At 35.9% G+C, this 25,522-nt stretch carries 28 protein-coding genes and 1 pseudogene; 27 read left to right on the top strand and 2 right to left on the bottom strand.

Features of this window, described 5'->3' with window-relative positions; all coding sequences use genetic code 11:
* On the bottom strand, nt 1-194 hold a 194-nt coding region (locus HN643_06360; protein ID MBT7501256.1), incomplete at its 3' end, for a hypothetical protein.
* A 712-nt stretch (nt 195-906) separates the two neighbouring features.
* Here HN643_06360 and HN643_06355 point away from each other — a divergent pair.
* Genes HN643_06355 through HN643_06345 form a run of 3 tightly spaced genes read left to right on the top strand, consistent with a single transcriptional unit; the run spans nt 907 to nt 3,768 of the window.
* Nucleotides 907-2,292 carry a radical SAM protein gene (locus HN643_06355; GenBank protein MBT7501255.1) on the top strand — a complete coding sequence of 462 codons (1,386 nt, stop codon included), beginning with the start codon at nt 907-909 and terminating at the stop codon, nt 2,290-2,292.
* The gene (locus HN643_06350) at nt 2,270-3,151 is read left to right on the top strand and encodes a radical SAM protein (protein MBT7501254.1); all 882 of its coding nucleotides are present in this window, start codon (nt 2,270-2,272) and stop codon (nt 3,149-3,151) included. Before HN643_06355 ends, HN643_06350 begins: the two co-directional genes overlap by 23 nt.
* Nucleotides 3,148-3,768 carry a type 1 glutamine amidotransferase-like domain-containing protein gene (locus HN643_06345; GenBank protein ID MBT7501253.1) on the top strand — a complete coding sequence of 207 codons (621 nt, stop codon included), beginning with the start codon at nt 3,148-3,150 and terminating at the stop codon, nt 3,766-3,768. The genes HN643_06350 and HN643_06345 overlap by 4 nt, the downstream gene beginning before the upstream one ends.
* 38 nt (nt 3,769-3,806) lie before the next feature.
* On the opposite strand, the gene HN643_06340 is transcribed toward HN643_06345, so the two are convergent.
* Complete coding sequence (locus tag HN643_06340) at nt 3,807-5,006, bottom strand: hypothetical protein (GenBank protein MBT7501252.1); 1,200 nt, start codon at nt 5,004-5,006, stop codon at nt 3,807-3,809.
* A 129-nt stretch (nt 5,007-5,135) separates the two neighbouring features.
* On the opposite strand from HN643_06340, the gene HN643_06335 reads away from it, so the two are divergent.
* The 24 genes and pseudogenes from HN643_06335 (at nt 5,136) to HN643_06220 (ending at nt 25,135) form a co-directional block, all read left to right on the top strand.
* Complete coding sequence (locus HN643_06335; protein ID MBT7501251.1) at nt 5,136-5,318, top strand: hypothetical protein; 183 nt, start codon at nt 5,136-5,138, stop codon at nt 5,316-5,318.
* Nucleotides 5,319-5,477: 159 nt separating this feature from the next.
* Nucleotides 5,478-5,723 (top strand): hypothetical protein, encoded by a 246-nt coding sequence (locus HN643_06330; GenBank protein MBT7501250.1) that lies wholly within the window; start codon nt 5,478-5,480, stop codon nt 5,721-5,723.
* Nucleotides 5,724-5,738: 15 nt separating this feature from the next.
* Nucleotides 5,739-6,653, top strand: coding sequence for a hypothetical protein (locus HN643_06325; GenBank protein MBT7501249.1), 915 nt, complete (start codon nt 5,739-5,741; stop codon nt 6,651-6,653).
* Nucleotides 6,654-6,879: 226 nt separating this feature from the next.
* Nucleotides 6,880-8,208, top strand: coding sequence for an AAA family ATPase (locus HN643_06320; GenBank protein MBT7501248.1), 1,329 nt, complete (start codon nt 6,880-6,882; stop codon nt 8,206-8,208).
* Between the two features lie 63 nt (nt 8,209-8,271).
* Nucleotides 8,272-8,808 carry an AAA family ATPase gene (locus HN643_06315; GenBank protein ID MBT7501247.1) on the top strand — a complete coding sequence of 179 codons (537 nt, stop codon included), beginning with the start codon at nt 8,272-8,274 and terminating at the stop codon, nt 8,806-8,808.
* Nucleotides 8,809-8,981: 173 nt separating this feature from the next.
* A complete protein-coding gene (locus HN643_06310) occupies nt 8,982-9,917 on the top strand; it encodes a hypothetical protein (protein ID MBT7501246.1) in 936 nt (311 codons plus the stop codon).
* Between the two features lie 725 nt (nt 9,918-10,642).
* On the top strand, nt 10,643-12,568 hold the full coding sequence (locus HN643_06305) for a hypothetical protein (protein ID MBT7501245.1): 1,926 nt from the start codon (nt 10,643-10,645) through the stop codon (nt 12,566-12,568).
* A gap of 88 nt (nt 12,569-12,656) precedes the next feature.
* Nucleotides 12,657-13,265: a hypothetical protein gene (locus HN643_06300; GenBank protein ID MBT7501244.1), complete on the top strand. Its 609-nt coding sequence runs from the start codon at nt 12,657-12,659 to the stop codon at nt 13,263-13,265.
* 195 nt (nt 13,266-13,460) lie between these two features.
* Nucleotides 13,461-14,267: a site-specific DNA-methyltransferase gene (locus HN643_06295; GenBank protein MBT7501243.1), complete on the top strand. Its 807-nt coding sequence runs from the start codon at nt 13,461-13,463 to the stop codon at nt 14,265-14,267.
* A 2-nt stretch (nt 14,268-14,269) separates the two neighbouring features.
* The gene (locus tag HN643_06290; GenBank protein MBT7501242.1) at nt 14,270-15,040 is read left to right on the top strand and encodes a hypothetical protein; all 771 of its coding nucleotides are present in this window, start codon (nt 14,270-14,272) and stop codon (nt 15,038-15,040) included.
* A gap of 187 nt (nt 15,041-15,227) precedes the next feature.
* Nucleotides 15,228-15,413 (top strand): annotated as a pseudogene (locus HN643_06285) (DNA (cytosine-5-)-methyltransferase).
* A gap of 11 nt (nt 15,414-15,424) precedes the next feature.
* Nucleotides 15,425-15,937, top strand: a complete 513-nt coding sequence (locus HN643_06280; protein MBT7501241.1) for a hypothetical protein — start codon at nt 15,425-15,427, stop codon at nt 15,935-15,937.
* 117 nt (nt 15,938-16,054) lie between these two features.
* A complete protein-coding gene (locus tag HN643_06275; GenBank protein ID MBT7501240.1) occupies nt 16,055-17,344 on the top strand; it encodes a hypothetical protein in 1,290 nt (429 codons plus the stop codon).
* 96 nt (nt 17,345-17,440) lie between these two features.
* Nucleotides 17,441-18,925, top strand: a complete 1,485-nt coding sequence (locus HN643_06270) for a DUF2779 domain-containing protein (protein MBT7501239.1) — start codon at nt 17,441-17,443, stop codon at nt 18,923-18,925.
* Nucleotides 18,926-18,952: 27 nt separating this feature from the next.
* Nucleotides 18,953-19,249, top strand: coding sequence for a hypothetical protein (locus tag HN643_06265; GenBank protein ID MBT7501238.1), 297 nt, complete (start codon nt 18,953-18,955; stop codon nt 19,247-19,249).
* A 229-nt stretch (nt 19,250-19,478) separates the two neighbouring features.
* The gene (locus HN643_06260) at nt 19,479-20,342 is read left to right on the top strand and encodes a DUF4065 domain-containing protein (protein ID MBT7501237.1); all 864 of its coding nucleotides are present in this window, start codon (nt 19,479-19,481) and stop codon (nt 20,340-20,342) included.
* Nucleotides 20,321-20,674 (top strand): type II toxin-antitoxin system PemK/MazF family toxin, encoded by a 354-nt coding sequence (locus HN643_06255; protein ID MBT7501236.1) that lies wholly within the window; start codon nt 20,321-20,323, stop codon nt 20,672-20,674. The genes HN643_06260 and HN643_06255 overlap by 22 nt, the downstream gene beginning before the upstream one ends.
* Nucleotides 20,675-20,852: 178 nt before the next feature.
* Nucleotides 20,853-21,884 (top strand): hypothetical protein, encoded by a 1,032-nt coding sequence (locus HN643_06250; protein MBT7501235.1) that lies wholly within the window; start codon nt 20,853-20,855, stop codon nt 21,882-21,884.
* A gap of 50 nt (nt 21,885-21,934) precedes the next feature.
* Complete coding sequence (locus HN643_06245; protein ID MBT7501234.1) at nt 21,935-22,810, top strand: hypothetical protein; 876 nt, start codon at nt 21,935-21,937, stop codon at nt 22,808-22,810.
* Nucleotides 22,811-22,816: 6 nt separating this feature from the next.
* Nucleotides 22,817-23,206, top strand: a complete 390-nt coding sequence (locus HN643_06240; GenBank protein ID MBT7501233.1) for a hypothetical protein — start codon at nt 22,817-22,819, stop codon at nt 23,204-23,206.
* Between the two features lie 21 nt (nt 23,207-23,227).
* The gene (locus HN643_06235) at nt 23,228-23,569 is read left to right on the top strand and encodes a hypothetical protein (protein ID MBT7501232.1); all 342 of its coding nucleotides are present in this window, start codon (nt 23,228-23,230) and stop codon (nt 23,567-23,569) included.
* Between the two features lie 27 nt (nt 23,570-23,596).
* Entirely contained in the window at nt 23,597-24,106 is a 510-nt protein-coding gene (locus HN643_06230) for an O-acetyl-ADP-ribose deacetylase (protein MBT7501231.1), read from the top strand.
* Nucleotides 24,107-24,213: 107 nt separating this feature from the next.
* On the top strand, nt 24,214-24,684 hold the full coding sequence (locus HN643_06225) for an NUDIX hydrolase (protein ID MBT7501230.1): 471 nt from the start codon (nt 24,214-24,216) through the stop codon (nt 24,682-24,684).
* A gap of 73 nt (nt 24,685-24,757) precedes the next feature.
* Complete coding sequence (locus tag HN643_06220) at nt 24,758-25,135, top strand: hypothetical protein (GenBank protein ID MBT7501229.1); 378 nt, start codon at nt 24,758-24,760, stop codon at nt 25,133-25,135.
* Nucleotides 25,136-25,522 lie beyond the last annotated feature (387 nt).

Here is a 25,522-nt window from a genome sequence, read left to right as displayed (position 1 = left end):
CCAACATAGCCTGGCAGTGATTCACCTTTCATAAACCAGCGCTCACCCTGCAGTTCAAAAATATTTTCAGCCGCGTGAGTTTCGCTTCTGACACCATCTTCCAGCATCAACTTGGGATCATATCCAGATTGCTGGAATTTTATGGCCAGTATTAGTTGTTCACCCAGTAGGTCAAATCCATTACTTCCAATCATGATGTCCTCCATGGATTAGTTAAAGATCAATACTGTAGTTTTACATGAATCTATATTTTTGTCAAGGGGCTGTGTAATGGTTCAATACCTTTGCAATATCAATGAGTTAAATTTTGTATACTTAGCCACCTGGGGTTGAAAACCCCAGGCTATTTATATTCTAAACCCCCATAAATGGGGCTAAGTCTCTTCAGGCTACTTTAGTAGCCTTTACAAAACTTAGCCTGGCCCTTTCAGGGCCAGGTGGCTAAATACAATAATTATGAACATTTACAGCCTAGAATTAATTACATTTAACTCTACTACAAGTGTTGCCAAACTTACCCCGGTCTTTAGACCGGGAAGTAGAGGCTGAGGCAACGTTATCATCCCGGTCTAGAGACCGAAAAAAAATCTTATAGAAGAGCAGCTTCAAAGAAAGATCAGGGTTTTAAATTGAAGACGCTATAAATTATCCCTTGAACTTATTATGGTTTGGATAATAACCTGCTATTCGAGAATGGCAGGTTGTTTTGTATTAATTTTTAAAAATGTTACTTAAATTTACCACTTTCTTGACAAATACAAGTAAAAGAGCTACAATGCAGTTAATAATACAAAAATTATGAAATTAGTTCAAAGAAAGAAACAAAAAATAAAGACATCTTCATCAACAAAATTATGCATGCAGTCAGGTGGATGTTCTGATGTGCCTGCTAAATAATAAACTGTTATGAAGAAGTTTGTAAAGTCTCGCTGGACATATATATTTCCACAAGACAAATTTTGTGTTTTGTTTAACAGTTTAAATTTAAAAACACAATTCATCGATAAACAAACAATAAGTTTGGTGAATTTTCTGAAAGAGCCCCGAACAAAGTCGGAGGTTTTTTGTTTAGTTGAAAAAGGTGATACAGAAAAGAAGGATTTTGAAAATATTTGGAAACAGTTCATCCAACTGAAGGTTATTGTTGAAAATGACGCTGATGAGCTAGCTGAATTAGTAGATTGGTCAGGTCAACAAAGATCAAAGAAAGAAAAGCAAATGTCAGGCAACATAAAAATGAATGCTCTGCGCGTTATTATTACTGAGAAGTGCAACCTTGATTGTAAGTATTGTTTTGTTGATAAAAGGAAAACCAAAAAGGCGAAAGTTATGTCTTGGCTAACATTAAAAAGTGGAATAGATAATTTAGCAAAACTTTGTAATGGCAAAGCTATTGAAGTACAGTTTTTTGGTGGAGAACCATTGTTGGAGTTTGAATTAATAAAAAAAGCGGTAAGTTATATTAATCAGCTCAAAGTAAAGAAGCAAATTTCCCAAGCTCACTTTGGAATTACTACAAATGCAACCTTGTTGACTCAAGAAAAAGCAAAGTTTTTTAAAGCAAATAGTTTTTTGGTTAGTGTTTCACTTGATGGTTGGAAAAAAATGAATGATCTGAATAGAGTTTTTTCAAATGAGGCAAGCGCTTATGATAAAACGATCAAAGGGTTAAAGATTTTAAGGGAAACAAATAATGAAATTGGAATTTTAGTTACTCCGGCACCAGAAACGATTGAAGATTTAGCCAATGCTTGTGAGTATATTATAAAAGAATTAGGATTTAAGTTTATTACAATAAATACCCCACAGCCAGTACATGGGAATTGGACTATTGATGGTGCTGAATTTTCAAAACAAATTCAAAAATGTCATAAGATTGCTGAAGAAAATAAAGCGATAATTAACAGTTTCGGCACGCGTGTGTTGTTTGCTATTAATGAGGAGAAACCTCTAATATTTTCTTGTGCAAAATATAATGATTATTACACGGCGACATTGCAGACAGATGGGCTTCTCAGCCCTTGTATCGTTAGTTGGGATCAGCCAGATATTTTGTCAAAGTTTACTGATCTGCAAAAGAAGGGCTCGGTATTTTCTAAGTGGAAATTAACTGAACCATATTTTCTAAATAAATGTTTAAACTGTCCAGCAATGAATGTTTGCGGTGGTCCTTGTCCTCTGGAGGTGTATGAGATGAAAAAATTCACTAAACCAGTAGACATTGAGCGTTGTAAGTTTTTTAATGATTATTTGCCATGGGCAACATACTATGACCAAGAAATTAATTTGTAAAACTGCGTTTATTATTATTACAAGTAGTTGCAATGTGAATTGTTTGCATTGTTTTTATAATCAGGATTCTTTTCGAAAAAAGGCAGATCGTCTTAGTCAAGAAAATTTAGATTCAATTTTGAACAAAGTGAAAGATGCTGGGTTCACAGAGGTTTGTCTTACTGGCGGAGAGCCAATGACTAGAAAAAAGGAGGTTTTGTTTTGTGTTCAACGTTGCAAGGAGTTGGGGTTGGACGTCAATGTTGATACTAACGGGATATTTTTGAATAGTGAGATTGTAAAAGAGTTGAGTGACGCGGGTGTTACGAAATTATTTTTGTCGGCAATGTATTTAAATAAACAGTTATTGGTTGATTTGCAGAGCAATAAAATTCCATTTTCGGTTGTTCATATATTAACTAAGGAGAATTTGGAAAGTTTGCCAGAGGTTATTAAGCAAGCTGATAAAAATGGTCATGAACTTGTTATCCAACCAGCATATATTAATAAAGATAATAAATATTACGATAGATTAAGCTTTAGGAATTTATCAGAGGTACAATGGAACTATTTAATAACTGAAATCAAGCCTTGGCTTGAGAAAAATAAAAAACAAAAATACTGGAGTTTAATTCAGGGATATTATAATAAAACAAAGGGAGCAGTTAAACCTACTTATTGTCACATGGGTGTTGACGATTTGGTTGTTGATTCAGATGGTTCTGTTTTTCCTTGTTTTCATCGCCAAGATTTATTAGCTGGAAATATTGTCACGGATGATTTTGACTTGATATTAAGAAATTTAGTTAAATTTTCTAAGCAAACTAAATCAGCTAAGTGTTTTGGCGAGCATTGTTTATCATTATATTATTCAATATGACAAAGAAAATAGTTTTAATCGGTGGTGGCGAAATTCAATCAGCACAGACAGCGGAAATTGATAAAAGAATTATTGGTTTAGCTGGAGGTGATGCTAAGTGTTTGTTTTTCCCTACAGCGGCAGGTGATTCAGATGAATATATTAAAATTTTTGAGAAATATTATTCTGAGTTAGGTTGTAGCACAGTAAGCTCAGCCAAGTTGAGTTCAGAATCGTTTGAGGAAATAAAAAATAAAATCCAAAATTCTAATTTGATTTACTTGGGCGGAGGCGATACTTGTTGCTTGATAAATAAATTCAAAGAACAAAACATTGTAAATGAATTGGAAGAATTTTTAGGAAGAGGTGGAGTTTTGTCGGGAATTAGTGCTGGTGCATCAGCTTTGACGGGGATAAGTATAGTTTCTGAATTGGATGAAGAATTGTGTTTCGAAAAAGGATTTGGTTTTCTGTCGAAATATATTGTATTACCACACTATCAAAAAGCATATTTTGATATCTTGCAACAAATCAAAACAAAATATCCAGATAAAACAGTACTTGGCATAGCTGATTTGGCTGCAGTTTTTATAGATGATGAAGAAATTGAATTGTTTTCAATTGTCGAAAAAATATAAAAGACAGCTTTCTGAAAACTGTCTTTGTTTTGTAGTTTTTATTCTTGTGTCCAGGGGATAAGTTCTGGTGGTATCCCATAAGTTTCAAACAGAAACTTTTTTTCTTGATCAGTTAACGGTTGTTGACTGGTTCTTTTTTTGAAAAATTTTCGTAAAGTTTTTTTTCCTCTTTCGACCATTTGGAGGTGCTGGTCATATTCAGCCAGAATGACTGGAACTATTTTGTCGGAGTTTATGTCTATATATCCCAGTTGTTTTTTGAGTATCTCTGTCGCAGTTTGCCAAAGAATAGAGACGGTTTCTCTTTCAAGCTTATTAAACTTGAGGAGTAGCCAGAGGATTTTCCTAATTAGTTGACGAAGTGAATATCCAGCTTGTTTGTTTCCTGGGATAATACCACTGTTTATAATTACAGTTGTTGAACGTAGGTGGTCAGTTATTACAAATAGTTCATTTTCGTCTAATGGGATTAGTTTGTGGATTGCACTAGTTAGTTGTTGAATTTCCGGTAGGCTATTTGTGTTTTTTTGATCAAGGCAGGCTGAAGCTATTCGCTCTAGTCCAAGTCCATGGTCAATTATCACAACATCGCCAATTGCGATTAAGCCGATATCACCAAGTTCCAGGAATCGATCACAATCACAGTTAATATTGCATCCAGAGTTTCCGCAGTAGCCAGATTGTTCTTGGCCACGATCAAATGAGATTGTACTGTAGAAACCATGAATGTTACTAGAATCCAGGTTTAAGTGAAAGGCAAATTGATCTGGAAAAGTTATTTGTTCTTTTGCTACTCCTGCCGCTAGCCAAGCTTGATAAATCAGCGACTGATCTTGATGAACGCTGATGTGCAATTTGTTAGTAGGTAAATTCAGTTCTTGGGTAAGAAATCGCCAAACATTTTTAACAAATTTGAATATATCTTTTTGCCCAGTATTTGCTTGTGCGCAAGAAAGTTGTTCAAAAAATGTAAAAAATCCATCTTTTGCCATCATGTCATTCAAGTCAAGATAATTAAACCCTAACTTAATGCATGGTTGGCACACATATTCTGGTTGAGCCATAAATCCAGTGGTAGCAACCGTTTCCCAGTGTCTAATGAACCCAGACATTATAAATAGCGATTCTTGCCAGTTGGGAGGAGGAACAATTGAATTGCTGGTCCTTTTTGCAAAGCCTTGTTCATCCCAAAAGTCTGAGAATTTATTCCTGATTTGTTGAGTCGTTTGCTTTTCCATTGAGTCTCCCGTTGTAAAATGAACGATTATTATTATTTTAGCTTATAGTTTATTAGTTTTGTTGTCAATATTATTTATGATATAATTTACCTACGAGTCCGTTGATTAACGGTAAACAAGGAGGTGACTATGTTTACACGAGGACCATTTGGAATTGACAGTAGAGTGAAAGATGAGATTTATGCCCGGCGTTACGATGAGTTCAAAGCGCAAGGCAAGGATCCTGCAAAGGAAATTGCTAGAGAAGATTTGGCGATTATGAAGGAGTTTTTTCTTCATCCTTTCAAGTTCTTTCGTAGACTGTTTCAGTAGTCAATCTTTATTGTGTTTATCTTTGCAAAATTTCTGAATTCAAAGTAATTCAGAAACCGCTTGCCGTAGCAAAATGCTAGGGCAGGTTTTTTTTATGATGTTGTTGACAAATTATAATTAAGATGTTAAACTAAACTGTTCTTTACAATGGAGGTCAGTATGATTGTACAAGCAGCAATCCGTCATGAAGGTCAGGTTTACACAGGTCGTAGGCACATAAAAATTCTTGAAAAGATGATCAGGGTTCCCCGCATTCGCAAAGCCGTAAGTCTTGGGGAGCAAGGGTTTGTTAATGATGAAAACATGTTTTTAACACGCCAAGAAGCATCCAAAGAAGCTCTTGAGTGTGGGCAAATCGACGAAAGGCCTTTAGGCGGTAAATTGAACAGTGAGATGTTGTGGTAAAAAATGAGGTAACGCATGAGAAAAATACTACGCAGAATCTGGCGGTCTGTACTGCTGTTCCTGCTGGTGTTGCTAATGTTGGTTACGTACCCGTTTTATTGGTTGGCGATGAAGTTGGTTAATCGATTTGGTACAGAATATATACGTTGTCGTAATGGAAATATCCAGTTGCCGATCGTAACCTATCATGCCAAAAAAAACGGTCGTACTTTGATGTTTGCGCCAACGATTCCGTTAGCAGACCCAGAATATTATGCCGAGCTAAACAAGCTCGTCAGGATTCATCAAACCTGTGGCTATTCAATCCTGCATGACAAGATTAGGCCATTAACCAAAGAGCAACGGTTGAAGTTGCAGCCAGCTGAGTGGGAAGCTAAAAGGCAGCTCCAAGCTGTTTATGCTGGGCTACGTTGGATCAAGCAAGTCATAGGCTTAGCTTCTCAGCCACGCAGTTTACCGTACAGAAAAAATCGTCAAGAATGGCAAAATGTTGATATGTCAGAAGTTGAGTTTTTAGCTCGTGTGTCAGCTACCAAATCCTATTTTTTCAAGCAGATACCTGATTTCAAAAAACCAGAACAGGTGTCGGACTTAACAAAATGGGTTTTGACCAAGTTGTTTAACAAATTGGTGCTGGTGGCCATGGCCTTTGAGTTATATGTTCGATTTTCCAAAAAACGTAGCAAGCTTTGGCAAATTGTGATCAATAGTCGCAATGAAATTGGACATATCGGACTGAATCGTGTTCAATCAGGTAACATTTTCATGCTTTGGGGCGTGGATCGTTATTCTGACATGAATGCAGTTTTGAATTCAATTGGCTACAAAATAGTTAACAAAAGATGGGTGTCAGCTTATCAGTTACGCAAGACTGGTTGGCGTGTCCCGCTCCGTCTAGCTTGGCAATTTATTATCAAGCAGAAAAAGTAACCCGGTGTTTATTACAGCATCGGGTTTTTTGTTGAAAAATTCACTTTGCTGCCTGGCCGTGCAACGGCCAGGCTATCTACAACAAAGGCCCCTAAAGGGGCCTGCGGACGCCTAAAGATTCTAGCCCCGTTCACGGGGTTTTTTACCCCTAGGCGGCTGGATGATTTTATTGAAAAATTTACCTTACCACTTTTACCTTTTATCTTTTTTCTGCTAAAATGTAGGCATGTCTATTAAATTTTGTGCAAAAGCAAAACAAGTTATTGATTTGGTGGAGAATTCTGACCGTAGTTTTTTTGTTACAGGCAAGGCGGGAACTGGTAAATCCACACTTCTTGAGCATATCCGGCTATATAACAAGAAAAAGTCCGTAGTTTTAGCACCGACTGGGATTTCCGCAATTAATGTTAACGGAGAGACTATTCATTCATTTTTCGGTATCAAGCCTGGTTATGAAAAGGATGAAGCGCGGAAAATGAAAATTGATGACAGGAAAAGGAAAAAGTTTGCCAGACTAAAGACAATGTTCGTGGATGAAGTTTCAATGGTCAGAGCTGATGTATTTGATGCTATGGATATAGTTCTTCGACGGGCAAGAGGAAGTGAGCATCCGTTTGGTGGTGTGCAGATGGTCCTATTCGGAGATCTTTATCAATTACCGCCAGTGGTAACCACGGCAGACAGGGAACAGTTTTTTTCTGAATATGATTCACCATACTTTTTTGCGTCCGATGTATTCAGTGGTCAAAAAAATATTTTTGATGCCGACTTTGAATTACCAATCATTGAACTGGAGACAATTTATCGACAAAAGGATCGGAAATTTATTGAAGTATTAAATGCCGTTCGGGAAAACAGAGTTGAAGATAATCATTTGCAAGTATTAAATTCTCGTTATTCAAGAGATTTTAGTCCATCGAAAAGCGATAAGTATATTTATTTAGTTACAACGAATGCTGAAGCCAGAACAATCAATGAATTAGAAATGAAAAAACTAGGACAGTCAGAATTAGATTTTGTTGCAGAGAAATCAGGCAAGGTTCCTAAAAGTTTATACCCTAATGATACTACGATCACTCTGTGTGAGGGCGCGCAGGTGATGTTTATTTGCAATGACAAGGAAAGGCGCTGGGTAAATGGTACGATTGGTAAAATTAAAGAGATTAGAATGGAATATAATTCAGAGAAAGATGCAGAAGAGATTGTTATTAGAGTAGAGAAAGAAGATAAAAAAATTGTAGAAGTAAAGCGACATGAATGGGAAATTTCCAAGTACGTCTTTCATGGCGGGAAGTTTGAGCGTGAACAGATTGGTAAATACATTCAGGTTCCACTCCGTTTAGCTTGGGCGATTACCGTTCACAAGAGTCAGGGCAAGACATTTGAAAAAGTTATAATCGATTTTGGGCGTGGTACTTTTGCGCATGGGCAGAGTTATGTGGCGCTTAGTCGTTGTACAACACTTGAGGGGATGGTTCTCAAGCGACCCATGACTCGCAGAACTATTATTATGGATGAACAGATTCGAGCGTTTCATGAGGATAATCGACTCTAGATTAAAGTTTTAAATTGTAATATATCGGAAGCACTAGTTATAGGGATAATACAATATTTTAATATGAAAATATTCATTATTGGTCCAGGTGGAGTTGGGAAATCAACGGTTGGCAAAATACTTGCACAAAAGCTTGGATATGATTTTATTGATTTAGATGGAGAGTTTTGTGAAAAGATTGAAAATGTTGGTGTGTTCATTAATACAAGGGGATATGAGGAATATTGTCAAAGAAACTCAGACCTTTTTCTTAATATTCTTAATCAAAAGAAAGATAATTTTGTTTTCGCTCTTTCCTCGGGATTCCTAGTTCACGATAGTTTTGACCAACTAACCTTAAAAAATCAGCAGACTTTAGAAAAAGCAGGAATTACAGTGCTTCTATTACCGTCAGAGTCCTTGGAGGAGAGTACGGAGATAGTAATCAAAAGACAGCTCAAGCGCGGTTTCGGATTGAAAGAGGATAGAGAGCGCGAAAAATTTCGAAAACGATTTCGAGAATACCAACAATTTGGTGATATTAAAATTTATTCGTGCAAAGAGCCAGAATTAATTGCCCTAGAAATTTTGGATAAACTGAATACAGCGATATCAAATTAAAATTAAAAAGTATGTTCAAATGTGAATGCCTGTTGGACGGGCATTTTTTGTTTCTCCATAATACATTATACTTACTCGACATTTCACAATTGACAAAATTTACAATAAATGCTAGAATAAAGAGTTCGATTTAGATACGATCAAATTGATAATTTGCAATAGAGGAGACTGATATGAGAAAGATGTTGAATTGCCGAAATGTCATTGTGTGTTCTTTGATGTTAATAGTATGTTCTTGTGGGGAAAAGGAGACTTCTACAAAAAAGAAACCGGAGTCAAAAGAACAAAAGAATTACACATTGGAAGAACTTTTTTCGGATCCTGATATGTCAGCAACTTTTGCTAAACAAAAAGCAAAAGAACTGGCGAGCCTTTTACCTGCGGAGGTCTTGGCACGACAGTATCCCATAGTGCGAATGTATACTGAGAAAAACTCTATTAGAGAGGCTCTGGAGTATTTTTGGCGAGTGGATGTCAAGCGACAGCTGAAAATTATTAAAAAAGGAATTGCCGAGTTGGAAAAAGGTCCAACTTTGAAGATCACGATCCTTTTAGATAGTCACCCCGTGTTACAGCATAAGCAGACAGAAGAGTCTCTTCGTCGACAAGCTCTAATTTCTGAGTATGTTCGGACAAGCTCACCCGAGGTTGTTTTTAAGGAAAATGACCCTGTAGATGAAATGACTTGGGCCAGTTTTTTGCAAGAGCTAGCAAAGTGGGAGCCGGAAGCATTGGCCAATGCAACTAAGATTGGACCAGAAGAATTTTTTGGAAATTACAAGGCCAACGGTTTGCACTCCTGGCATTTTGACTACATTGGACAAAGTGATCAAAAGATTTTCGGAGTAGAAGATTACTATTTGGGAACTTTGATACCAACTTTGTTCATGTTCGTAGAAGAGAGTCTGAACAGAAATGTTTATCTTGCAGGAGTTATGAACTTGAATTTCGTTTGGCGAGATCAAATAATGTTGGCTCACATTGTACAGCAGATGCGAAAGCATGGCTATACAGAAGCGTTATTTGTTGTTGGTCAAGCTCACGAAACATCATTGACAGTACTTTGCAAACAGTGGGGTATTGATGTGCAAGTAGTGTCCCTGGAGTGAAGTTTTCATTAACAAACAAACACAAACCGCCTCGCGTGAGAGGCGCTTACCCAGTACCAAACGGTGCTGGGTTTTTTTGTTGATTTTTTCTCCGAATTTATTGGAAAAAATAAAAAAAACCCGACCGCGATATATTTCCTAAGAATATATAAAGTGTCGGGTTTGAACCCAAGAGACAGTAGCGTACTAATGAGAAAAGAGTTTTATACTATCCTTGTTGGTCACTTGCACGTTGCAATAACCTGCAAAGTGGACCTAAACTCCATTCTCATCATGTTTTTACTTCTCAGTTTTAACATTGACGCAATAGATGGCGAGGTTTGTACCATTCTACTAAACAATACCAGTCCTGAAATCAGTATTTGTATCACTGTCCCTACGTTCCTATACAAGGTATAGGGGGCTACTGTGCCTTTATTATAGAACATAATTGTATTGTTGTCAAGTGCTGGCTACGTTTGTGTAAAATTATATAAGGAAGGTGCAGATTTTTATAGGCTAAACTAAATAAACACAAAACCTGCCTTCGGCAGGTTCACTTATCGTAGGTATGTTGGCGTCTCGATTGGGACGTTTTTTTATTTCCACAATTAATTTCCATAATACATATCGCATAATTCATATTTCACAATTGACAAAATTGACAATTAATGCTAGACTAACCAGTTAATTTAAGTTACGATTGAGTTAGAAATGAACGTTGACAATTTGACTGGAGGAATGTCATGAAAAAGGTAATCACAGTAATTTTAGGCCTCGTTGTCGTATCTTTTGCAACAAATGCAATGGCTCTAAACTATTACCAACAAAAATTCTTTTACAAATGTTGGAAAGACAGTTGCTATCAGCTCTTGCTTGACGCTGATTGGGCAAACTACATGAATTGCTCGTGGGATTGCAGTGCTCAGGCACAAAATGCAGTCCAGGGCTGGTGTGAGGATTCTGATGGTGGTATGTCGTTCAAAGAGTTCGGCATTGTCACGACTGATACAAGTCCAGTTGGTAAAGCTGACTGGTGTCTTGACTGGTTTGGAACAACGTATGTTATCGAGGGCGGTTGCTCGGCGAATCAGACTTACAAGCGGTGGTACAAGAATTGTAGTGAATACAGCGCGAAGCATTACTGCCTTGAAGGTGTATGCGAGTATGTGAATAATCCGCCGGAGTTGTGGATTGCGTTTAATGAGGAAATCGTCAATGAAGGTGAATTGATTGAGGGTCATCTTTGGGCGTATGATGATGACGATGATGATTTAGTGTTCTCAGTTGAAAATGCGCCGGAAGGATTTATCTTTGATCCAAATCCTGATGAACCTTGTCTTGTTTTTCCACCTGCGCCATGTGCAACTTTTTCATGGACGCCTGGATTTGATCAGGCGGGAGAGTATGAAGTTACTTTCTTGGTGAGTGATGGGGATGATGTGGATAGTTTTGAGGTGGGATTTGAGGTGGTGGAACTTCCAGTTTGCGAAGTGCAGGAAATTGAAAATGGAATCATTGGGCCATATCCAGGTTGTAACGTGATCTGTGATGATTGGTATATGGAGGAAGAAGGTAATTGCATAAGTAGTATTATCGAATTTGCAGATCCAGACTTCGAATATGTTGTGCGGAAAAAAATCAATAAGCTTGATGAAAATCAGTTTCCGTATTTAACTCAAAATGATGTGAAAAATATTGAAGTGCTGAAGTTGTCGCACAATCCCATTACTGATTTGGGAGGAATTGAACACTTTTTATCCCTAAAAGAATTGGAAATGGATGAAATTGGGATTGTTGATATTGGTCCTTTAAGTAGCTTGGTTACTTTGACGCATCTAGATATTCAGGAAAATTTTATCTCGGACCTTACTCCCTTATCCGGATTGACTTCGTTAAACTGGCTTAGGGCCAAGGATAATTTTATCTCTGATATTGCTCCTTTAATGGAGTTAACGTCATTGGAACTTTTGCAACTCCAGGAGAATCAAATATTTGATTTAACTCCTTTAGCAGAGCTTTCATTGTTAACCTCTCTTCAACTTCAGGAAAACCAGATATCCAATCTTAATGGTTTGGAAGGGCTAACTTCTCTATGGCAACTCATTCTTTATGAGAATCAAATTTCTGATTTAACTCCTTTAGTAGGGTTAATTTCATTAGATAATCTTTGGTTAGAAGACAATCTCGTCTCGGACCTTACTCCTTTGGCTGAATTAATTTTGTTGAGGGGCCTAACTCTTATGAATAACCAAGTTTCTGATTTAACTCCATTGTCAGGGTTACCCTCACTGGAAGGCATAAACATTAACAATAACCAGGTTTCTGACCTTACACCTTTAGCTGGATTAGTTACTCTGAAATATTTACGTTTTAGTAATAATCAAGTCACTGATCTTACTCCTTTGGCGGGATTAACTTCTTTACTTCAACTTTGGCTTAACAACAACCAAGTTTCAAGTCTAGTGGGGTTAGAAAGTTTAACAACTTTAAAAACGCTTAGTATTGAGAATAATCAAGTAAGTGATGTTACTCCTATAGCTGGTTTGCTTTGGTTGACATATCTTTATTTGGCAAATAATCAATTGTTTGTAGATGTTGGAACTTGTAGTGTGCTGATTAAATTGAAAAACACACAGATATTTGGTTTTGACATGACTGCATGTAACTAACACACAAACACAAAACGTCCAAACTTGGGCGTTTTTTTGATTGACTTTAGATGGTGAGCTTGCTAGAATAAAAGTATAATATTTATTTATGACAGAAACTTTTATACAATCGGCTCCGTCGGTTTTTTGTACTCTAACCGAGAGTACTTATATTGAGATAATAAAAGATTTGGCACCTTCGATTATTGGTTTTTTAAGTCTTGTTTTAGCAGTTTTCATCCATTTTAAAACAACTCGATTCACACGACATTTTGAAAGGCCACTTATTAGTATTGACAAGACAGAAGTAAGAATTGAAGAAGGGGGATTTGAGGATGGACTAAAATTTAAATACCCATATAATATTGTTTTTCATAATCAAGGAAAACACCCTGCTAGTGATGTAAGTATCACAACCCTTTATATGTATCCTAATGACAAAGTAGAATTAAATAGGTTTGAATCGCCAAATAAATTATATCAAGATAAAAAAAGCACATCATCAGGCAATATTTTTTCGTCTCATAAATTAAGTAAGGAAGCCCCAGTATTAATAGCTATAAAAATTCAATACAAAGATTATTTAGAAATTAAAAACAAGTTTAATAATGAATGGTTTTGGTATAAATTTATTGGAGGAGGGACTTTTTTGCATCCTACAGTAGAAGAAAAAAAGTTAATGCAACAAAAGCTAAAAAAAGATGGATATATTGTCTGACCTATTAATATTTTGACATTACTGAGAGACGGGCGGCTCCATTCAGATGCTATCGGTTCCACTTTATGTAATTATTTTTCCCAACTGCCTGAGAGGGCGTTTTTTTATTGATTATCCTTTTGTGTAAAATTAGGGGAGTGCGGTTGAGATTTTGTTGAAAAATTTTAGCAGACATGTTAAAATAGTGTCATATATATGAAAAAACCATACTTTCAAAAACCTAAATTCAAGTTATATCATGGAAACTCAATGGAAATTCTGAAGGAGTTCCCACCAGATATTTTTGATATGATTTTTGCCGATCCGCCATATTTTCTTTCCAGCGGTAGTTTTACCTGTCAGAATGGTAAAATGGTGAGTGTGAAAAAGGGGGACTGGGATTTAAGTAAAGGACACCAAGAAAACTTTAATTTTCATTTAGATTGGATAAACGCATGTCGAAGGGTATTGAAACCAAATGGTACTATTTGGGTTAGCGGAACCTATCATTCTGTCTATCAGTGTGGCTTTGCATTGCAGTTGGCCGGCTATCATGTTTTAAATGATATTTCATGGTTTAAGCCAAACGCATCACCAAATTTAAGTTGTAGATTTTTCACTGCTAGTCACGAAACATTGGTTTGGGCGAGAAAAGAGAAAAAGGCGAAGCACACCTTTAATTATCAGGAAATGAAAAATGGTGATTGGCCGGAAGATCAGATGAAGAAGCCTGGTCTGCAAATGAGATCTGTTTGGTCAATTAATACTCCAAAAAAATCAGAGAAAAACTTTGGCAAACATCCTACACAAAAATCTTTGGATTTGCTAAAAAGAATTGTTATTGCAAGTACAAATAAAGGAGATTTAATTCTTGACCCTTTTACGGGCAGTTCAACAACTGGGATTGCCGCGTATGAGCATGGACGTCACTTTGTTGGGCTTGATATGGAAAAAGAATATTTGGATTTGTCAAAGCAAAGATTCAATGAAATATTGAAATCTAAAAATCGTAAACTATTATAATTATGGCAAACAGCAAATCATGGGCAAAAATATTTCGTGATTATAACATTAATGAGCACGACTTTGATAAAGAACCATTTGTATTAACCGCACCGCAAATTAAAGTTTCATGTCAAAGATTTAAAAAAACTGCAGAAAAGGAGGTTCGAATCCTTTGTAAGCAGGACACAAGAGAGTCCCGTCCGAAAATTTTTCAAAAAAACAATCTATTTCTTCTTCCCGTTAAAAATGGAATATATAATATTATAAAAGGGGAGGGTTATCTGGATATGCCAGAAATAAATAAAGAAATTGAAATATACTCGTCTAAATTACAATTTCACTTGGATTCCTCAGATGTAGGAGACTCTGAGATGCAACATCTAGATTTTGCCTATGCCTCAAGTTTAATCAGAACTTTTATGGACGATCCGACACTTGTTCTGACAATTCGTGGTCGAAAATACACGCCGGAATTTCATTTTAAAGTTGGGAGTCAAGAGATTAAAACAGCGAGTGTCCAGACAGAAGTAGATGCTGGTTATGAGGGAGAAAACCAAATTGTTTTGGTTGAGGCAAAAAGGCCTGGCGTTAGCAATACGATCATAAGACAACTTTATTATCCATTTAGGCAATGGCAAGTTTGTACAGAAAAGAAAGTTATTATTTTGTTTTTTGAGCGAGATATTAAAGAAAATAGTTATTCTATTTGGCAATTTAAATTCGAAAATGAGGATGATTATAATAGTGTGAAGTTAGTAAACTCAGGTAAATATAGGATAAAAGAAAGTTAGGACAGAAGCTATATTAAAAAAATGTTTCATAAAAATGGTTTTGATGAAGGATGTTGGAAGTTATTATAGTAATATTAAGTATGTTTAATCAAAAAAGTAAAAACAAAATTCAAGAACCAGATTGGTCCCATACTAATGAAGCCGTATCGCACATAGCAAAAAGTTTTATTAAAAAAAAGACCGGTAGATTCTGGTTGCGCAAATAGGAAAAAATCCTAGAAAGTTAACACCAAGAGAAGCTGCAAGGCTACAAGGTTATCCGGAAACATTTGTTATACCTGTTTCTGACACACAAGCGTATAAGCAATTTGGGAACAGCGTTCCAGTTAATTTGATACGGGCAATTGCCGTAGAGGTAGTAAAGCATTTGTGAAAAAATAAAATATGCCATTATCCAAAAATTTAATAAAAAAACTAGAAACCCTCGATAATCATAATGTCTGGGAGCTGTTTGCGTTTGCGAAGGTTCAATTAAAAGAGAGAGGACTAGTAAGAACAGAAAATATTACTGGAGAAAGGGGTGAATTTTTAGCTATCGAGGCATATAATAATATTCCAGGTTATTCAAATTTACAAGCTGCCCCCGAGGGAACACAAAACGTTGATGCGTTAAGTCGAAAGGGAGAAAGATATAGTATTAAAACAATCACCCAACCAGGCCGACTAACAGGTGTTTTTTATAATGTGGGAAATGTAGAAGATACTATTTTGCCAGACAAAAAGTTTGAATATGTTATTATTGTTTCAATAAGTAAAGCGCTTGAGCCTGTTTTAATCATTGAATTAACATGGGAGAAGTTTTTGGAATTTCGGAAATGGCACAAAACAATGAGAGCATGGAATCTTTCATTAACCAAAAAACTTATGGCTGAGGCAAAGATTATTTTTGAGTTATAATGTTGTAATGGATATATTAAGGCAGACCTATGCTCAAATGAGCCTGTTTTTTTGATATTGTCATAGTAATTTTAGCTTAAATGTGGTAGATTGAAGGTAGGAATAAAAAATGAAAATATGATTAAAATTATAATTATAATCCTAACCTATTTAGCCGGAGGGTTGTTGCTTGTGTTCTGGGATATGCGCTATCGCATATTATCTTTGCTTTTTAATTCTCGAGAATTTGACCTTAAGGCAAATATAGAATCTCCACTTTACGTGAATGAACGTGGCGCAGCCCGACTCAATGGGATTATCAGAATTTTTTTTATTTGGCCTCTTAGAATATATGTATCTGCGAGAAGAATTATTCGGAAACAGGACATCATAAAGAAGAAAACAAATAAATCAGAGATCACAGAAGTTTTTGAAAAGATGTCCAAGACCCACTTTCCTGGTGGTAAAAAACAAATTCAAGATCAAACAAATGAAATTATTGAACTTTTAAATGGTAAAATAAACTTTGAAACAGCACAAAAGATGCTCTTGAAGGGGAAGGGTATGCTTTCAATAAACAAAAATCGATTGTATGAGTCAATGAAATTGAATTTTGGTGATATTTTAGACGATAATGAATTGAAGCTTGTAACTGCTTTTCTAATGCTTGGATCAACAGATGAAAAAGCTATTAAATTTATAGAGACTGGTTTTGGCTTAACAGGGTTAGGCTATGACGAAGATGAAATTCCTGTCGCATATGGCGAATTTGGTCGCTGTGAAACCAATCCAATCCCTGTGAACGGAATTTTGGCAAGCGACGTGTATTTAGAAAGTCTAAAAACCGTTGATGGAAGTAAAATTAAATTTAAAAGAGCTGGATCGATTGAATCAAGTGTAATGAAAATGGATGGGTTAATAGACATTTATAATATTTTTACTGAACATAATAAAGATCTTGGAAAATTATATATTTCACCTTACAATAAAAGATTATCAAGAAAGGCTCCTGTCGGTTTTGTTATTGAGGAGGGTGTTCTTGTTAATTCTGATGATGATTTACAAAACAAAGTTAATCAAGCACAAAAATACAAAAAAGAGGGTAAATTAGTTGAGGCTATGGGAATATATAATCAAGTTTATGATCATTTTATTAAAGAAGCTTGTAAAGTCGCAAGAAAACTTGAAAATACTGTTCAAGATACGGAAACTACTAGAACAATAAATCCAGAATATTTTTCAGCTGGAGAAAAATATTTAAAACGAGACAAAACTGTATGTACGATATTAAACAATATGGGCGTTATTTTTGCTGAACTTAACGACAAAGAAAATTCAAAAAAATATTTTATGGAATCAATTAAATTGACGCCAGATGGGCTAGATTATCAGAATCCAAAAATTGGTTTAAAAAATTTAGAAAAATAAGTTGGACATTCATCTAACCTCGGAAGACAAGTCTCTTTACCACTCCCAAAAAATATTTGCACTATTATCGATATCTAAAAACTCAAGCACAAAAAAATGCACATCACAAAAACCGACTACCTCGAATACACATACTGCAAAAAGAATCTCTGGCTAAACAAACACAAGCCAGAGCTTTTTGACGATGTCGAATTATCAGAATTTGAAAAGAAAATTATCGAAGAGGGGAATATAGCAGACGAAGCAGCCAGAAATCTTTTTCCTGGTGGAGAACTGATTGATATTATTGGTGTCAATGCCGTACCAGTTACAAAAAAAATACTCGAGAAAAACCCACCAGTCCTGTTCCAGGGTGCATTCCAGTATAATGACTTTTTCGTCCAGGCAGATATCCTTCGTTATAATAATGTTTTGAAAGGCTGGGAGCTCTATGAAGTAAAAGCAACCAACGACGTGAAAAGGGAGATTCCGCACCATCATATCAACGACCTCGCATTCCAGAAAATTGTTATTGAGAATGACGGTCTGAATATTGTGAAAGCAGGCGTAATTCATCTGAACGGTGAATACCGGAAACAGGGAAAAGTTGACTATGACGAGCTGTTTATCATTGCCGAGCTAACAGACGAGGTTCTAGAGGCCGAGGCGGGTGTTCAGGAACAAATGAACGATATCAAGATCTATTTGAATATGAAAGAAGAAAAAGGCTGTGAATGTTTGTACCGTGGCAGAAATTCACAATGTACTACATTTGCTTATTCCAACCCAAAAGTCCCAGAATATTCTGTCCATGATATCAATAGAATCGGTGGTAGTAAAAAACTGTTTTATGACTGGATAGATCGAGGAATATATAAGCTGGAAGAAATAGATAACCCAGAAAAACTTAAAGGTACGAAAAAGTTCCAATACGACGCGTATATGCTTGGAAATCCAATTGTTGACACCACTGCCGTAAGAAATGAGCTTGCTAGTTTGACCTTCCCAATCCATTTCTTCGATTATGAAGGCTACTCAAGCGCAATCCCAAGGTTTAATGATTTTGGCGCATATGAACAAGTACCATTTCAATACTCACTACATATATTGCATGAAGATGGAACACTGGACCACAAGGAATATCTTATCACCGACCCAGAAAGTGATCTTACTTTGCCACTTATCAAAAGAATGAGAGAAGATTTTGATGATACGGGTAGTGTCATCGCTTGGTACAAATCATATGAATCACAACGAAACGATAAACTTGCAGAAATCCATCCTGACTATGCTGAATTTCTTGTTGGCCTGAACGACCGAATGTTTGACCTCATGACAATCTTTTCTAATAATTATTATGTTGATGCTCGGTTCAAAGGAAGTTCGAGTATAAAAAACGTTCTTCCAGTTATTGTCCCTGAACTTACCTACAGGACCTTAGGAATCCAAAAAGGAGACCAAGCAGTCGAACGCTGGGAAAGAATGGTGTTTGGCGATAGCTCACCTGAAGAAAAAAAACAGATCGCCAGTGACTTGCTCAAATATTGTAAGTTGGATACATTCGCAATGGTGGAAATTTATAGATTTTTGAAGAAATTGTAATTCTAATAAGTAGAAGTGAACTAAAGTATGGTTGTAAACTTTATAAAATGTCCTCATTGCCATGAAGAAATTAACGCCTTTTATGCTTGCGTAAGCCATTGTCCTTCTTGTCAAAAAACATTTGCTTCTGCCTGGGTTTGTGATTCTGGGAAAGGGTTAGAAGATATAAAAGAAGATAGAAGAGAATATAAAAATCAAACCATGTCAAAGTATCAAATCAAAAAGATGTTTAATCTTACTGATAAAGAAATATCAAAGATTCCTAGTTCCAATAACTTTGGTATGAATAGATATAAAAAAACTGATGTAATAAAATATATATAAAATTATCAGTTTTGTCTTTAAATGCCGACTTATCCCCAGCTCACTCCTAAAAAAGGGCCACTGACGTCTCCGCAAAATTACAACTGAATCAGGAAATTTGAATAAAAAATGTGCCATTTTGACGCATTTTTTGTTTTTAAATTAATATAAACATCTAACCGTTGTCAGGTATCTTGTCATTGAAGATATACACTTGACAGTATATTGAGCAGTGTTATAATTCAGATATATGATAAATAAACAACAATTGGGTCAAACAATTAAAAGTCTGCGCGAAGAAAGACAGGTTAGTCAGGCAAAACTGGCTAAATATGTTGGAATCTCTCGTCCAGCCATGTCGGCAATTGAAACCGGAAACAGGGGAGTAGAAGTATTTGAATTATCTAAAATCGCCACTTTTTTTGGCGTGAAAATTGACGAGCTACTTGTTTCGGAAATAAACAAGAATGAAACTAGTCCTTCTGATGTAGAAGTAAATAAAGATATAGAATTCAATCCTGAGAAATTACAGCAGGTTTTACTTTATGTTTTAAATAAATGTGGCGGTAAGCCAAATGTCGGAGAAACTGTTTTGTATAAATTGTTGTACTTTATTGATTTTAATAGTTATGAAAAATGGGGCAAACCGATTATTGGCCTGAGTTATGTTAAATTGCAGTTTGGTCCGGTACCTCAGTCAATTCAATTCCGAACCGTGATTAAGAAAATGGAAACTGAAAACCGGATTAAAATTTTCATTCAAGAATATCATGATATGAAGCAAAAAAGATATGTCGCGTTGGGTGATTTTAATCTGGATAATTTTTCAATCAAAGAAAAAAATGTAATTGATGATGTTATTGCTAAATTGTCAGATATGTCAGCGGCCCAGATTGAGCAATATGTTCATGAAGATATTCCCTGGAAGGTTATGGGAAAAAATGAAGTCATTCCTTATGAATTAACTGTTGACCGAGAAACGCCATACGCACAGGTTGATCATTGGCAAGCATGGCAAAATGCTTCTGGCGTAGATTCCCTGAAGCATCTTGGCCCTATATCAAAAGAAGAATATAATTATTATGAAAATTTATGCTCAAAAAAGGACAAATAGAATTTGGTGATATTGTTTGGACGCAGTTTGATCCCAGTATCGGCCATGAATTCCAGGATAAAAGACCGGCTGTGGTTATTCAAACAAATAAGCAGATCAGCAGATCAAATTTAGTAACAGTAATACCTTTGACAGGTAATTTAACGAATAAAGTTGATGATGATATAATTATTCATGCTGATAATGAAAATAATTTAAAAAGCAATTCTCTAATTAAGGTTTACAACATTGCTTCCTGTGATTATAGTCGTTTCTGCGGCGTCATCGGTCATGCCGGGAATAATATTATGCATGAAATAAGATTATACTTAAAAAAACATTTTGGTATTTGAATTTGTGAGGATATAATACACTTATCCCCAGCTCACTCCTAAAAAAGAGCCACTGACGTCTCCGCAAAATTACAACTGAATCAGGAAATTTGAATAAAAAATGTGTTCACTTTGCACATTTTTTTGTTTTTGACAGGAGTGTTACAATGAGATTATCTGAAAACTTAGCAAAAATTCTATGAAAAATGAACGACTTCAAATTTTAATAGTAACCGCAGTTTTATTAGTAATTGCAATATTTATTATTGGCCTTGATCAAGGACTATTCACAAGAAAAAAAAGCGCAGATGTGGGAGTAGAAAAAACCGAAAAGGTATTAGAAACAAACATTCAGACACACAATCTCGATCCTAACCAAAAGGTTTCCTATGAATTTGCTATTAATGCTCAAAACAGCAATACGAAAGGAGGACGGGTGGAGTGGAACGGCGTAATATCTGACAAGACTCAAATCGATGGAATAAAGTTTTGGATATTTGACGAAGACCATCCAGCGAGCATATGGGATTATTATGAATGGTTTTGGGGCGCCCCGGATTACACAAAGGAAGAGGAGCTTTTTGAAATTAATAACCAAATAACTCAAAATTTTTCTGGAAATTGGGTAAATTATATGATGAAGAGATATGGTGTTACGAAAAGTGACGGTGTTGATTGGAGTGGCATTTACCGAATTACAGGTAGTTTTAACGGAGCAGATTGTGATTATTATGATCAAAAGGACCGTAATGGAAATCAAGTGTGTATTCCAAATGTAGTTGTAGAAAAAATAGAACATTTAAGCTCATTACCCACTTTTGAAAAATATCCAGTATCAGAGACGGCCGCTAGTTCATCTTATTCTCCGCTTGATCTTAATAGCCATCCTGTCGGAATAAAATTTAAAACCATTCTTACAAATGCTTATGATGGTAGCCCGAATTTCGCCGGGCATTATACTGTTGTTGACTACGGTTGTGGGGCAAATTGCCAACGTTTTGTAATAATTGATAATATTACAGGAATAATTTATCAAACAAATGAATTTGTATCTGAGTTAGGAATAGATTTTCAGCTAGAAAGTAATTTACTTATCGTTAATCCGTCCAGCACATTAGATCTTTATCGGATAGATAATGAAAATCGTAAACGTAATATGGCAGTCTGGGAACGATTTTCTTCTCGATATTATAAATGGACAAACAATGAACTTACTCTGATATATCCATAATAATTTCATTTCACAAAGTTTAGGTTATAACTATATAAAATTCTAATTTTATGTCAACAATCAAGGTTAAAATCATTGGCGTAGGTAATAGAGGCTGTAACGTTCTTAATCGCCTCAATGACCTGCCAAAGTCAGTCAAAAGAATTGCAATTGCTAAGCGTGAAAAAGTGTTCGAGGGTCTTGAGGTTAACAAGAAAATAGAATTAACCCAGGTTGATATAGACAATCCTGGCCAAGCTATTGATAGCAAGAAATCCCAGATAGAAAAAATCCTGGATAACACGGATATTGTTTTCTTCATTTCTAACCTTACTAACAAGGTTACCGTAACCCAAACTGCAACAATCGCCCAACTGGCCAGACAAAAAGGAATTTTAACAGTTTTTGTGGGCGCATCACCATTTTTCTTCGAAGGCAAACTAGCATTAGAACAGTCTGAACAAAACAAAGCCTATCTGCATGATGAAATAGATTCAGTTTTGGTTTTGGATAGTGACAAAACAATCCAAAAAGGAGTTCCAATCGCAGAAGGTTTAACAAAGGTTGATAATATGCTTAGCGGGGTAATCCTGTCAATTATTGACCTTATTAATAAGTGTGGAGTGATCAATGTTGATTTTGCAGATCTGCGTTCAACAATAGAGAACGGCGGAGAACTGTTTTTCAATTCTATCAGTGGCACAAAAGAGGATCTGACGAGCATAGTTAATCAACTTTTTACAAATACCCAACTGAAATCTACCAAGACCGATTTTTCTCGTTCATTGTACGTGATCTATTCCAACAGTGATTTGCTTATGCAGGAAGTGGGCGACATTTGTAATAAAATACAAAAACAATTAACTAATAAAGCTAGAATTATCTTTGGAGTTGTGAATGATGCTAAAATCAAACAGAACTTGAAAATTGTACTTTTGGCTAATTAAAATTATATGAAAAATGAGCCATTTAAACTAAAGGTCAAAGAACTTGACGGTACGAAAGTCGTGAACTTTTCCAACACCTCAGATTCCTTTGTGGAAGTTGTAATTACTATTGATAATAAAGACGCTAAATTCGGTAAGGACTATGATCCTGAAGTCAAAGGATACGCCTATCCGCCGAAGCTAGAAAAGGATGTGAAGAAATTGATAAACGGCACAGCCTTACCTTTTCGGTGGTTGCGGTCAGGAGAAGTGAAGGCCTATGTTTATCGTGGGAAAGGTTCTTACCATGATGTTGATATTGATAAACCAACCTTCCTTCGCCACAAAATGGTTAAATCAATTAAGTTCAGGCGAACGGACAATACTCCATTTCAAATATTAACTGCTAACTATTAAAAAAAATAACATTAAAAAAATATGAAAAATCACACACCCGAGACGCAGAAAGTTATTCATCTTAGCATGGTAGAGAAGTTCTTGTACGCCATGTTCCCAGACACCTTTAATCGTTATCTATTCCGACGCTATGGTGCGAAATCAATGGACTTTAGGTTGGCAGCTTTTCTTTTTACCCGCGGTCGTGAGAATAGAAAAGTAGACATGTTTCCACGAGGTGGCAATAATGGTCGTGGTTTTGACATTGTTTTGGATAATAAGTTCTTGATGAGGTTTGAGCAGGAAGGTGGACACTTTGAGATGACCTCAATTGATTTAGGTAAGTTTGAGAATTGTGAGCCAGCAGCACTGGATAATTTGTAAGAAAGCGTTGAAAGCCAATGTTTTAATATGAAAACTAAAATCTTTCTTGAAAAAGGCGACATCACCAACCAAAAAGTTGACGCAATTGTTAATGCGGCTAACGAACTTTTGCTTGGTGGTGGCGGAGTGGACGGCGCAATCCATTCGGGCGCTGGCTATGAGTTGAAACTTGAATGTGCCAAACTTGGTGGTTGTAAAACTGGTCAGGCGAAAATAACTTCAGGTCATGAGTTACCAGCAAAATATGTTATTCATGCCGTTGGTCCAAGATACGGTCAGCATGGTGGGGAAGAACCGAACCTGCTTCGGGATTGTTATTTGAATAGTTTAAAATTGGCCAAAGAAAATAATTGTCAATCAATCGCTTTTCCGTGTATCTCAACCGGTGTATTCGGTTATCCTAAACGAAAGGCCGCCAAAATCGCCGTTGATACAGTCCAGGATTTTATAAAAGAGGATGATTGTTTTGAAAAGGTTGTTTTTGTTTGCTATGCGCAGGCGGATTATGATGTTTATGAAATGGCGCTGAAGAAATAAATTTCGGGTTGTAATTTTAGCTGAAAGGTTGTAATATAGATATAGAAGAATTATAATTTTCAACTTTATAAACTTTTTAGCTTTCAACTTTTAACTGATATTTACCTATGCTAAAAGCCCGCTCAATAAACGGTAACTACGTAATGCTACCAAAAGAAAAATTTACCAACCGGGTCTCTGCCTACGGGATTATTAAACATGAAGGAAAAATATTGTTAGTTAATACCAAGAGTCCCGGTAAATGGTTTTTGCCGGGCGGGGAAGTGGAAATTGGTGAAGAGATGGAAGATGCTGTTAAGCGGGAGACACACGAAGAATGCGGAATAGATGTTGAAGTTGGAGAATTGCTTGCCCGCAAAAAAACAATGTTCTATTACGATCCGACGGACAACGCTTGGCAGAATTATTGCTTCTTTTTTGAATGTAAACCACTTGGTTTTGAATTGGCGGAAGACTATCAAGTTGAGGATGATGAATCCGAAAAACCGGAATGGGTTGATGTAAGTAAGCTAAAGAAAAAGGATTTGCAATTTCCAGTGGATGAGTTGTTTGAAATGATAAGAGATAACAAAATATAAAGTAGGTCCCTCATCGACATTTTACTAAAAATAAGTTAAATTGATTTGATATTCAATTGCAACGGAGGAAGTCATGGGCATTAGACAATGGCTTTTGAAAAAAAGGATTAGAACGGTTCTAGATGCTGTACCTGTTGGGGAGCTACATGGAATATTAAAAGAGGTTAGAAACTCGGTTGGCGCCCGTCGTTGTTGGGTTCGGATATTTGAAATAAAGTGTCCTGTGTGTGGCAAAGAAGAACTGGTTTGTATGTTGAGCCACGTCGATACATACGGAATGGGAATAAGTTACAGATGTTATCATTTTTGTTTGGCCTGTTTAAGTTACCGGGGAACTTCAAGTCAGTTGTCGGTAATTAAAACTCCTGATACCTGTACATTTTGTAGATATAACTGGAAGAAACAACGATATGCTACACCACGTAATAAGCCTCGGTTGTGGCCAAGATAAGTGTATGTTGAATCCTGCTGTTCATGAATGGTGGGATTTTTAATTAAAATTAGTAAATAATATCAAATATATTTAAACATAAAGCACTAAATTTAGTGCTTTTTTGTTTTCTTGAAAATTTCAGTAGTTTTCATAATTGAAAATCAATATAATCTAAGCAAGATAGTTAACTGTTAGTAACCAAGGCTATTTATATAATTAATTAATTAAATAATCAAAAGTATGAAAAGCTTAAAGAACATGAGCCTTTTGGCAAAAGCTCTGAAAAGAGTAGAAGCAAAAAACGTTTCCGGTGAATTAAAGTCAATGCACGCGCAATGGCTTAGATAGTCAGAATTGAGAGAGTGGGTTTTTTACCTGCTCTCAACTATTTTGATTATTAAGAAC

The sequence above is a fragment of the Candidatus Falkowbacteria bacterium genome (assembly GCA_018674305.1).
In the GTDB taxonomy this organism is placed as follows: Bacteria; Patescibacteriota; Patescibacteriia; order UBA11705; family JABHMO01; genus JABMRF01.
Note: the sequence above shows the minus strand (reverse complement) of the source record. Positions and strands in the feature narration are given on the sequence as shown.